This is a genomic window from Novacetimonas pomaceti, from assembly GCF_003207955.1.
Lineage (GTDB): Bacteria > Pseudomonadota > Alphaproteobacteria > Acetobacterales > Acetobacteraceae > Novacetimonas > Novacetimonas pomaceti.
Genome location: NZ_NOXG01000041.1, coordinates 1 through 9,250 on the forward strand (window position 1 = coordinate 1; position 9,250 = coordinate 9,250).

Annotated in this window: 9 protein-coding genes; all 9 read right to left on the reverse strand. The window is 60.8% G+C overall.

Translation table 11 applies throughout. The features are described 5' to 3' along the window. On the reverse strand, positions 1 to 1,422 hold a 1,422-nt coding region (locus CFR71_RS14565), incomplete at its 3' end, for a Fic family protein (protein WP_110532038.1). A gap of 275 nt (positions 1,423 to 1,697) precedes the next feature. Then, the gene (locus CFR71_RS14575; protein WP_110532040.1) at positions 1,698 to 3,014 is read right to left on the reverse strand and encodes a DUF1173 family protein; all 1,317 of its coding nucleotides are present in this window, start codon (positions 3,012 to 3,014) and stop codon (positions 1,698 to 1,700) included. Next, positions 3,011 to 5,353: a type IV secretory system conjugative DNA transfer family protein gene (locus CFR71_RS14580; protein WP_110532042.1), complete on the reverse strand. Its 2,343-nt coding sequence runs from the start codon at positions 5,351 to 5,353 to the stop codon at positions 3,011 to 3,013. The genes CFR71_RS14575 and CFR71_RS14580 overlap by 4 nt, the downstream gene beginning before the upstream one ends. 3 nt (positions 5,354 to 5,356) lie before the next feature. Continuing rightward, entirely contained in the window at positions 5,357 to 5,962 is a 606-nt protein-coding gene (locus CFR71_RS14585) for a hypothetical protein (protein WP_110532044.1), read from the reverse strand. Continuing rightward, the gene (locus CFR71_RS14590; RefSeq protein WP_110532046.1) at positions 5,937 to 7,118 is read right to left on the reverse strand and encodes a secretion/conjugation apparatus DotM-related subunit; all 1,182 of its coding nucleotides are present in this window, start codon (positions 7,116 to 7,118) and stop codon (positions 5,937 to 5,939) included. Before CFR71_RS14590 ends, CFR71_RS14585 begins: the two co-directional genes overlap by 26 nt. After that, positions 7,115 to 7,624: a lytic transglycosylase domain-containing protein gene (locus CFR71_RS14595; RefSeq protein WP_110532048.1), complete on the reverse strand. Its 510-nt coding sequence runs from the start codon at positions 7,622 to 7,624 to the stop codon at positions 7,115 to 7,117. The genes CFR71_RS14590 and CFR71_RS14595 overlap by 4 nt, the downstream gene beginning before the upstream one ends. Then, positions 7,621 to 8,043, reverse strand: a complete 423-nt coding sequence (locus tag CFR71_RS14600) for a hypothetical protein (RefSeq protein WP_110532050.1) — start codon at positions 8,041 to 8,043, stop codon at positions 7,621 to 7,623. The genes CFR71_RS14595 and CFR71_RS14600 overlap by 4 nt, the downstream gene beginning before the upstream one ends. Further along, positions 8,040 to 8,288, reverse strand: coding sequence for an IcmT/TraK family protein (icmT, locus tag CFR71_RS14605; protein ID WP_010511855.1), 249 nt, complete (start codon positions 8,286 to 8,288; stop codon positions 8,040 to 8,042). The genes CFR71_RS14600 and icmT overlap by 4 nt, the downstream gene beginning before the upstream one ends. Next, a partial coding sequence (locus tag CFR71_RS14610) for a type IV pilus twitching motility protein PilT (protein WP_110532052.1) occupies positions 8,288 to 9,250 on the reverse strand: 963 nt, incomplete at its 5' end. The genes CFR71_RS14610 and icmT, both read right to left, overlap by 1 nt.

Sequence of the window (9,250 nt, forward strand, 5' to 3'; positions counted from 1 at the left end):
GATGATGCGGTCGGCATCCATATCCGGCATTTCAACAAGCTCCTTGAGTGCCTGCCGGGCATTATGGTGCGACCGGAGATATATGGCTTCCTCTTTCATGTGGTGCTTGATGGTCATCTCTAGTGCTGCGCTGAGATAGATAACGTGGGGGGCGAAATTGATATAGCGCCAGGCCGGTCTCGCCAGATCAGGGTTCGAGAAGTCAAGATTGGATTTTATCCCATCAGGATAGGTCTTCATGTCACGATCGAAAGAGACATGATCCGTGATCTGTCGCATCAGGGGTTTTGAAACCCTGTCCAGAATCTGGTCGTAGTTTCGCCTGCTCGTCGGGTCTCCAATGATGGTAGCTGAGATGGGAAGGATGATCTGGTCGGGGATGGCGCCGTCCCGCCTGAGAACGTCGTTTATCAGGAACCGGTGTACACGGCCGTTCCCGTCAGAAAGAGGATGGATGTAGACGAACCCGAAGGCTGCCACGGCGCTACGCATGACAGGAGACTGTCCTTCCGTCCTGTCGAGGAAAATTTTTAATCCTCCAAGCATATCCGCTACGTCTTGTGCGGGAGGCGCGAGGTAATGAACAACATTCTCGTACCTCATCGTGTATTCTCCAACGAATACCGGTGACAGCCGCAAGCCAAAATGCTCGGTTATTGTGACGTCACCGAGGATGTTGCGTTGCAAGTCGGCAAGGTCAGTATCTGTCAGGGGGACTGCCCCATGCCCTGTCCTCGTGGCGAGTACGTGGCTGAAGCGCTGGATCCGGTCAAGTTGGTGCTCCTCGCCTTCAATGGTGAAACTTGCCTTGCTTTCACGATTTGTCAGCCACACTGCGGCCCGGGCAAGCATGCTCTCGCCGAATTCCTGCACCAGTTCACCGTAACCGGCAGATACGTCCATCTCCGCAGCCGTCTTGAGTTGACTGGAAAGCGGGATAAAGGGACAAAAAAAGCGGTTCCCAGGCATGTTGTCACGGACGCGCCATCTGCTGACGTTGCTCATCTTGTCCGGAGAAGCTGTTACCTGAAAAGATGCATCCAGGGCGGAAACGTAGTTGCCGCCGAGGTCGACTGGCGGCAGGAGCGTTTGTCCGGTGACGAATTCATAGAGAAACGATGCCCGTCTGGCATATTGTCCGGTCGGTGCATTGTTTATCCACTCCTGGACAAAACCTGGTCCGATCTTCGCAAAGATGCGCGCCAGCAACTCCAGGCTGGTGGGTTCGTGTCGCAGATGAAACTGCAGATGCGCGGCTGCCGTGTCGGCCGGACGCATGTTTTCAGGATATGTCTCGATGCTGTATAAATTATGATGACTGCTCGACCGGCGACTTCCAAGCTGGCTTTTGACAGCCAGTCCGCCGAATGGCTCTGCATCATATTTCAGTGCGAGCCACATGCCGCCGATCGGGTCTGCCATTGGAATTAAATTCCTGCTGAATTGTCCAAAACCGTTTATTGATGCTTAAAATCGCATATAAACGGTGTCTTGTGTAAAAAAATATATATGGACAGCCGTGGCCACGCGTAGGCTTTCGTCACGTCGCCTTTGTGATCAATAATTCCCATTCGCTGAAGCGCCGCATGATCAGCCTGTTTGCTTCTGGTGTCCGATGATATGGTCCGGCAGGGTTCGGTTGCGTTGACAAAATCTGGAGCCCGACCAAGCCGGATGAAAGGCATTATCTGGCGTGATCAGCTCAGCGTCGCTCCTTTTCTGGTGGGCGGAAAGGCTGGAATCCGGCTTTCCGTTGTTGCATCCCATGACCACCATCCGCCTCTGCCGAAAGTCATGTTGTAGTAGTTTTCCTTCTCGGCTCGTCTGGCAGTGTAGGCCTCGTCCGTACGGCCGAAAACTTCCATTGGATATCCGGCACTTCGCGCAGTGTCCTGCAGGATGAAGTCGGGGAAAACGAGATCCCGTTCCGCGTCGAAACGTAGTGGTTTTTCGAATGCGCGTCCCGCTGTCACGAGGGCATCGGCCACCGCCAGTTCATGGCTGCTTTCGAAAGGAAGCATGCTGCGAGAGACGGTCATCAGGGCACCGGTCCTGACTTCCGCCTGGATCCAGCCCCTCCACCGGCTATCGGGCGTTCCGATGTTTCGTGCCGCCACATAGAGCAGCGCTACAACATGTGCCTGCCGCGCCGCTTCGGGCAGGGCGAGCGTGGCTGCCGCCAGTTGGTGCGACCGGGCAAGACGGTTCCTCTCGGCCGCAGGCACTGTCAGAAAGCAGCGGTAACCGTTGCGCTGGCCGCTCAGGGCCATGGTGAAATTGCCCCTTGGATCTGGTTCCAGAGCCTCCATGAACCCGATCAGGAACAGATGGTTTTCCTGTCCTTCCGTCCGGACAATGGCATGGAGACGCCGTCCGAACTTTTCATGCCCTGGGGCAACAGGGCAGAGAAGATCGGAGATCAGTCTGCCCTGCGCCCGGATCCGGGTTCCGGCAGAGGCGATCCGACCCAGGGCAACCGTCGGTGTGCGGTGTCTGGCAAATTGTGGCCGCCATTCGGTCAGCCCCGCCCGTTCCCACAGGAGATGGAGCAGCCCGAGAGGCGTCATTCGGCGCTGTCGCGCCTGTCCGGGCCGATCTGAAGCAGGCAGCGGCGTGTCATCGACTGGCCGGGGTGGTCCCTTGCGGCGCAGGCCGATCGACAGGGTCACGGCGACATCCCCATCCTCACCCTCGCGAATTACGCCATCTACATAGCTGGCGCGCCCACTTTTTTCCGGATCAGGTTTGTAGAAGGGGCATGTCTTTTCGTGCAGCGGCCCTTCATTTGGCCAGACGGCGAGGTGAAAACTGTGACTGTCCGCCCGGTAACGGATCTGTAGAGGCAGTGCGGCCCCGCGATGCTGGCACAGGCATCGCGCCTTGTCAGAACGCTCCGCGCTCCGGCTCTCGTTATATTTTGCCTTCAGGCGGCGTTCCCAGCGCTCCGGGTCACTCCGGCGCCATTCGAGCTGGAACCTTTCCCCGCCGGGAAGGATGATGATCGTGCCCGTCATGCCGAGGTTTTTTCGCGCAATATCCTGATCTGGGCGAGGATTTCCTTCTCGGTCATCCCGGTGCTGGCAGCGCCCTCCTTCGGTGCGCCTTTTGTCATCGCGTCCCTGACACCCAATATAAGCAGTGCCTGACGCCGGGCTACACCTGGTTGCCGGTCTACGCGGCGTTCAATGGCCTCCAGGCGTCCAAGCAGGTGACCGTCGATGGGAGGTATGGTGCGGGGCGGTGTCCGAAAACCGGGTTTCGGGGTGGAGGCAGCATCACGCAGCATATAGGAAAATGGGGTCAGCATGTCTGTTCCGGCTGCGTGTTCAGTCCCTTCATCGTCACTGGCGGTCGCAACCCGGCGTGGTGTGGCGGCGACTGCTGCACCAATCTGTGCAAAATTGCGCAGGATGTCTTTAGAACCTGAACCGAGGCGGTCGACTGCTTCCTGGAGTGCGCGAACATCCGGCTCGTCGTGTACCGTGGTCAGTTCAGACTGAAACAGGCCGCCTTCGATCGTCGCGAGGAGGGCGAGCAACTGCTGGTCCGGGGGGACCCGATTCAGGTCCAGCGGCGCTGCAAGCATGACCGGCTGGGCCATGCGGATTGCGCCTGACCGCCCATTGACGGCGGCAAAGAACGTCTTCGAATGGACAATGCGACCGGCATACATCGTTATGGCCTCGCCTTCGATGAGCGACTGAAGGTCTGCCCAGGGGATACGGGCGACTTCCCGGACTTCGGCACCCCGTCCTTCCCGGTAACTTCCCGCGGAGTTGCCTTCGAAATGCGTGGCCTGACTGACCTCGATCCGGTCGGACTGCTTTTCGATCCACTCGCGCGTGCGCATGGCATCCTGCAGGCGCATGGCGTGGGTAAGGTTGGCGTTGCCGAGCAGGGTAAAGGCTTTGTCGCCGATGCGTGTCGTGAGACCCGGAAGATCCTGAAACCCCAGCCAGAACATGCAGTTCAGGCCGCGTCCCATGGCCAGCTGCCGGTCCATGCCGTCCGTGACGTAGGCGGAGAGTTCATCGTAGAAAAAATGGAACGGCGCGTCGCCGCTGCCTGCCTTGAGCTTGAAGACCTGCTCGGCGGGGCCGTCGAGGCGGGCGCCAAGAAGCTGGGCCATGACGCCGCGACCGGCCGCGACCACGATCTTGCCCAGTCCGGCCAGCGTATCCGAGGAATTCTCCAGCGCGGGCAGCGTGACGACGAGAATGCGGCGGTTCAGCACCACATCGCGCATATCGATGTCGGGCGTCTGGGCGCGGAAGATATGCCCGAGACTGACGCCAAGCTGCGTGAAGACCCGGGTGAAATACATCTTGGCGTAGCCATGCTGTTCGCTCGGTTTGTTTTCTTTCTGTTCATTCCACGCCAGAGAGGAATCATACCCCGGCAGTTCGCCCAGATAGGCCTGGGCCGGATAGAGGATATCGTCGGGAATTTCGGGAACGCTGATCTCGATGGGATGATCGGAGCCGGGATTGCGGATCAGGAATACGCGATGCCGGGCCAGCGTGCCGATCCAGCGCAGTTCCATGGCATAGCGCATGGTCTCGATGTTGATCGGCACGCCGTGCGTGTCGCGCATCCAGGTCAGCACCGGCGCGATCGTGCCGGCAAGGCCGACAGCACGATCCCGAAAGACACCGTTGGCGTCGTTGCTCGACGGCTCACCAAGCTGGCTGACCAGCATTTCACGGATGGCGTCGGCATTGCCGGTCGCAAACGGATTGAACGTATTGGACTGGCGGATGCCGCTTGCGGTTAGAAAGTTGAGATTGAGCACCTGGTCATCCAGCCCGAAGCGGCGGGCAAGCGCCAGCACATCGCCGTGGACCGTGTTGTCACCCTTGCCGTCAATCAGGATAAACCCGGATCCATGCGCAAGCGGATTGGCGAGCAGGGAGATGGCGGATGTCGTTTTGCCCGCACCGGTCGTGCCTGGCACGGCGGCGTGCTGGCGTCCCGCGTCGGATGAAAGCCAGAGTTGCTGGCCGGTCAGTCCGTCCGTTCCAAGATATATGATGCCTGCCGCCGCCCGCGGCCGACGGGTTTTGGGGTCAAGATCGTGTTTGTCCTTCAGTCCGGAATATCTGGGCAGATGAAAAGGCAGCACGGGTTGGCGGGTCATGACCCAGAGCGTCAGGCAGAGGGCGAGAGGAAAGGTGATCCCGACGATCGCGGGAGCCAGCACGCTGAGCCCTGCCAGAATCATGAGGGCGAACCCGGAACTGCTGGATTGCAGCTCTTCGGCGATCCGGACCGTAAAGGGACGCGTGTCGCGATAGGTAGAGCCGTGTTTCAGTTGCTGGTGGACCTGCGGTCCGCCGATTTCGCGCTTCACCATGCGTCAGTCTTCCAGCCCAAAAGGAGATTTTCCTGTGCCGACTGTGGGGGCCACGGGAGCGGTTGGTGCCGTGGGCGAAACCGGCGCCGTCGGCGCTATCTGCGCCCTGCCTGGGGGGTGCGGATAAGTGACGACAGGCCGCTGCGTCATGATGCGTCGTGCGGCATCAATTTCCGCGCTCGCCGGGTGACCGTCGGGGTTGCCGACCACATTCCCGTCGACCGGCATGCGCCCGCCCGGGTCATAGGTTGAGCGGCCCCCTGACGCGCCTTCGTCCGTCATGGGCGCGCCGGGGAGTGGGGGTAGAATTGCAGGCGGCCGTAGCATGCCAGCGGACCCCGTGTCGGGAACAGCGCGGTCGGAAACCATGGCCTGACGTGTGCCGATGATCAGGATGGCGGCCAGCCCCCCGGCGATGAGCGCGGGGAACGCCTTTTTCAGGCGCGAGCGCCGTGCTGCTGCCGCTTCTGGTAAAGTCGGTGCTGCATCGCTCGTCTCCATCTGCCCGAAATCAGATCCGAGATGGAGATGGAGCGGCTGTAAGCCTGTCCCGTCGAGTTCAATGGTGATGGGCGCCCGGCCATCAGCGTGCAGGATGATACGGGTCATGGGAAGATCCTTGTGCTTCGGGTATCGGGCGCAGGATGGCGAGTGCGTTCTCAACTGCAGGGATGTAAATCGGACGCTGGTAGCGCCGCTCTTCGCTCCAGTGCGCACGCGCGCCGGCGGCCTCGATGCGGGGATTGGGATGAAGGTCTTCGGCCGGGATTTCAGCAGGAAAGCCGAGTGAGTGCAGCGCGTACCACAGTGATCGGTCGATAAGTTTCACGATGGCGAATGAGGAGGGCGCGAGTACGCCCGCCTGACGCCGGGCTTCGTGCAGCAGGGTCATGAGCGCGGTCACGCTCCATCCGCTGCGCTCGCAGACCGTATCGATACAGTTTGTAATTTCCTTGTCCTGCAGGGCAGAGCGGGCGCTGCGCACAACGGACTCTGGCACTGTGAGCGGCGCCAGCGGACCATGGGGACCATCAAGGCCGACGTCGGCCAGACCGGCAGAGAATTCACCAAGCAGGGCGAGGGCTTCCCGGCGCCGCTGGAGGTAGTGCATCGCAAAGGCAACGAGAAGCACCTGTTCGACAGGGGATGCGGCGTTGATGCTGGACCAGTGGCGGCCCAACTGGCGTGTGAACGCCTCGAGCGCGCCGGTTTCACTGTAGCGGTCCTGTGCATCGACAGCGAAGCGCGCGCCCCATTCGGCACGTGTCAGGGCCGGGTCCGCGGGCAGGGGGATGCCATCCGTGGGCGTTACAAGCCTGTCCAGTCGGCGTCGGACGAAGCCTTTCAACGTCGGAAACATCTCCGCCTGGACCGCGATCAGACCTTCCAGATCGAGCGCCTTTGCAAAACGGCCGGGGGCAGCACGCCACATGCATAACCCGCCCATGAGCGCAATCACGATGGCCACCGGCCATTTCAGGGCATTGCCCAGGATCGCAAGTCCATAATAAAGCTGGATCGCCCGCACCAGGTCCGGTCGATATTGCGCGGCCTGCAACTGGAACCGCAGGCGCATCAGGTCGGGATCGGACGTATGCAGCAGGTTGATCTGCCCCAGCATGACCCGCAGATAGAAGGCCGTGATCTGCGTATGCCACAGGCTCCAGGCCATGTAGCTGAACAGCAGGACCCCGACGATGATGATGATCGAGGAAAAGAGCAGATAGTCATCGCTGGATGACCATGGGACGCGGCTCGTGCTCATGAGTGATCGTCCCTGCGGTTTCTGGCCATCATCGTGAGGGCGATGTCGTAGAAACGCCGGAGATACGCATCGCCGTAGCGTGGGGTATGGGAATGGTAGAAGGCCACGGCCTGCCAGAGGTCACCGTGTGCTTCCTGCATCGCCTGACCAAGGATCCAGGCACCTGCCTCGATATTGGCGCACGAACTGTCGCGCAGGGCCGCATATGTTTGCGCGGGCGTGCTGTGCCATCGCCTCGCGATGCGATCGACCCATGTCGTGTTGACCTGCATCGGCCCGAGATCCGCCGTGCCGTTACTGTTCGGGCTGACCATTCCGGGACGGCCGGCCTCGACATAGAGGAGGACGAGCAGCACGCCACGGGGCACACCGGAGATTTTTGCCGAAGCCTCCAGACAGGCTGCAATCTGGCGGCCATTTTCTTCGATGCTCGCTGCGCGGGCGGTCGTGCTGGCAGCAAAAAGGGGAAACGCCCCGAGTGCCGCCAGAGCGAGGCGGGGGATCATGTCGCCCCCTGCAGGGTCGGCGCGACATCAGCGATCCGGCCATGGGCTTCGCCCCAGAAGTCGATCAGATGATTGAGGACCAGGACATCGTCCATCTCTGCAAGCCTCATCGTGACATCGATCAGACATAACATCACGACCGTAAATGAACCGGCGCGCACCTTGCGGACGGCATAGCCGAGCGCGCTGTCGTGCGTCCTGCTGACATCAAGGGCAAAGCCCGTTCCTGTCAGTTCCAGCCACAGGGCTTCGGCACTGATCAGGAAAACGGGCAGATAGGCTTCAGGGTGTGCGGCGTCAGCCGGTGATACGACCACCCGTTTTCCGGTGCCACGGTCCAGCAGTTCAATCGGCTTGCCGATGTCGGCCAGAAGCCGTGTCTGCGCGGCACTGATCGCCGCCAGATCGATCGCGCTCATGAGAACCGCCTCCTTTGCCACGTCGGCAGGGCGGTGCGGACCGGCCCGATGAGGAATCGTCGCATGGAGCGTATCGCAGCCGGCAGCGTCAGCCCGAAAAACGAGATCGTCCCGAAAAACACCACGCCGAAGACCCCGATCAGCAGGGTGGTGAGGCTCCAGTGTGTCACGGAGATGAGAATGGGAAAGCAACTGCGGGCATCGAGAATGAAAACCCGGACAGGATAGGCCGTTGCACGCCACATCACGCGTCTCTCCTTTCTTCCGCCAGAGCGGTGTCTTCGGTGATCAGATCGGCATCAAGCAGTTTGCGGATGGCTCTGCCGAAGGACTGGCCCTGCGCCTCGACCGCGTCGGCCACGACGTCCGGCCAGTCTGTTGGCTCGGTCCGGGTCAGCTTGCGGCGCAGATCACGATCGAAGGTGAGGAATTCGCGGATCGCAACACGCCCGCCGCCCTTGCGGGGCACAAGGCGCTGGTTGATGCAGAACCGGAGCGCCTGAGCGAGGGCCGAGACCAGGTTGTCACGTTCCGAGGGGGGACAGAGCGCGATCGCGCGCTGGATCATGAGGGAGACGCTGTCTGCGTGTAGCGTCGTGCCCAGGATACCGCCCATCATGGCAATATTGATGGCTGCATTCATGGTCTCGCCGTCCCGACATTCCGTGATGATGCCATCGCTCATCTCGCGGCGTGTCAGGCTGCGGGTGAACGTGGGAAAAGTCAGGGTAGGAGGGCGGATCTCCGTCTGGCTGATCCGCGAGCCTGAAGGCGGTCGCAGGTCGTCCAGCAGGAACTCGATGGGCTCCTCGCCGGTTGCCATGTCGCAATATACGGTTGGATCCATGAGTTTTTCGATGGCGAGCCCGAATTGCAACGTGGTCTTTCCGGAACCGGTTGCCCCACCAAACAGGACCATGCCGCTTTTGAGCCTGTTCGTGTCCCGGATTTCCTGTTCGACCATCTGCTGGTCAAGGCTTGCGGGGCGGGCAGGGATCGGACGCATGACGATGTGGACGCCGCTGCCCCGCTTGACCGAAATGGGTGAAAGATTGATCCGGAAACGCAGATTGACCTTGCGGTCCAGTGCCACGCTGTAGGCCGTATCGAGGATATGGCCGACACCAAGCATGGCCATCCCGTCAGAGGCATAGACATGGCCGACGATATCCGCCAGCGCGAGGGAGTCCGTCGCTTTGCATGTGGC

Bases quoted from the DNA above. Each gene is read 5' to 3' on its own strand.
- CFR71_RS14575 (WP_110532040.1), bottom strand. From the start codon at position 3,014: ATGACGGGCACGATCATCATCCTTCCCGGCGGGGAAAGGTTCCAGCTC.
- CFR71_RS14600 (WP_110532050.1), bottom strand. From the start codon at position 8,043: ATGAGCGCGATCGATCTGGCGGCGATCAGTGCCGCGCAGACACGGCTT.
- CFR71_RS14585 (WP_110532044.1), bottom strand. From the start codon at position 5,962: ATGACCCGTATCATCCTGCACGCTGATGGCCGGGCGCCCATCACCATT.
- icmT (WP_010511855.1), bottom strand. From the start codon at position 8,288: ATGTGGCGTGCAACGGCCTATCCTGTCCGGGTTTTCATTCTCGATGCC.
- CFR71_RS14595 (WP_110532048.1), bottom strand. From the start codon at position 7,624: ATGATCCCCCGCCTCGCTCTGGCGGCACTCGGGGCGTTTCCCCTTTTT.
- CFR71_RS14590 (WP_110532046.1), bottom strand. From the start codon at position 7,118: ATGAGCACGAGCCGCGTCCCATGGTCATCCAGCGATGACTATCTGCTC.
- CFR71_RS14580 (WP_110532042.1), bottom strand. From the start codon at position 5,353: ATGGTGAAGCGCGAAATCGGCGGACCGCAGGTCCACCAGCAACTGAAA.